The sequence below is a fragment of the Microcystis sp. M49636_WE2 genome (assembly GCF_030065375.1).
In the GTDB taxonomy this organism is placed as follows: Bacteria; Cyanobacteriota; Cyanobacteriia; order Cyanobacteriales; family Microcystaceae; genus Microcystis; species Microcystis aeruginosa_C.
In genome coordinates this window covers 1-1,547 of sequence record NZ_JASJFG010000727.1, presented here as the reverse complement: position 1 = coordinate 1,547, position 1,547 = coordinate 1, and the positions used below count along the sequence as shown (strand labels likewise).

At 48.7% G+C, this 1,547-nt stretch carries 1 protein-coding gene; it reads left to right on the top strand.

Going from position 1 to position 1,547, the window contains the following annotated elements:
• Positions 1 to 102 precede the first annotated feature (102 nt).
• The coding region (locus PX484_RS16735; protein WP_288104831.1) for an NAD(P)H-quinone oxidoreductase subunit N at positions 103 to 1,547 on the top strand (1,445 nt) is incomplete at its 3' end.

Genomic DNA, 1,547 nt, shown 5'->3' with positions numbered 1-1,547 from the left:
CTGATCACTGATCACTGATAACTGATCACTGAATCGCTGATGAAATGCCCTAAGCTTGTATTAAGCCTTTTTTAACTTCAAATTCCTTTAACCTCAATCAATATGGATTTTTCTAGTCTTGTTGCCAGTCAGCTAAACGCCGGCGCTATCTGGCCCGAAGGAATCCTGATTATCACCCTGATGGTGATTTTAATCGGCGATTTGATCTTGGGACGGAGTGCCAGAAGTTGGCTGCCCTACGCGGCGATCGCTGGTCTGCTCGCTGCTGTGGTTGCTCTTTATTTTGCCTGGGACAATCCGAAACCATTGGCCTTTTTAGGGGCTTTTGAGGGGGATAATCTCAGTATCGTCTTTAGGGCGATTATTGCCCTTTCTACCGCCTCCACAGTGCTGATGTCTATCCGTTATGTGGAACAAGCGGGAACCTCCCTAGCGGAATTTTTAGCCATTATGCTCACCGCAACCCTCGGGGGAATGTTCCTATCCGGCGCTAGTGAATTGGTGATGATCTTCATCTCCCTAGAAATGCTCAGTATTTCCTCCTATCTAATGACCGGTTACATGAAGCGGGATCCTCGATCGAACGAGGCCGCTTTAAAATACCTGTTAATTGGAGCTTCTAGCTCGGCGATTTTCCTCTATGGTGTTTCCCTTCTCTACGGTTTATCCGGAGGTGAAACCAGTTTAAGTGCCATTGCCCAAAAATTAACCGATGTTAACGGTGGTCAGTCCCTGGCCTTAGCGATCGCATTAGTTTTTGTGATTGCCGGTATCGCCTTCAAAATTTCGGCGGTTCCCTTTCACCAGTGGACTCCTGATGTGTACGAAGGTTCACCCACTCCCGTGGTGGCTTTCCTCTCGGTGGGTTCCAAAGCGGCCGGTTTTGCCCTAGCAATTCGCCTATTAGTGACGGTTTTCGGTCTAGTCAGCGAACAATGGCGGTTTATCTTTATCGCTCTAGCAATTTTGAGCATGATCCTCGGCAACGTGGTCGCCTTAGCCCAAACTAGCATGAAACGGATGTTAGCCTATTCCTCGATCGGTCAGGCGGGTTTTGTCATGATTGGTTTAACCGCCGGTACTGACGCGGGTTACTCTAGCATGATTTTCTATCTGTTAATTTACCTGTTCATGAACCTAGGGGCTTTTGCCTGTGTGATTCTCTTTGCTCTCAGAACTGGAACCGATCAGATCGCTGAGTATTCGGGACTCTACCAGAAAGATCCGCTCCTAACCCTCTGTTTAAGCATCTGTCTCCTCTCTTTGGGGGGAATTCCGCCTCTAGCGGGCTTCTTTGGTAAGATTTATCTATTCTGGGCCGGTTGGCAAGCGGGACTTTATGCCCTCGTCCTCGTTGGTTTAGTCACCAGTGTGGCCTCGATTTACTACTATATCCGTGTGGTCAAAATGATGGTAGTTAAGGAACCCCAAGAGATGTCCGATGCGGTGAAAAATTACCCCGTTATCAATTGGACTCTTACCGGGATGCGTCCCCTACAGGTGGGTATTGTCCTCTCCCTAGTGGCGACTTCCCTGGCCGGTATCCT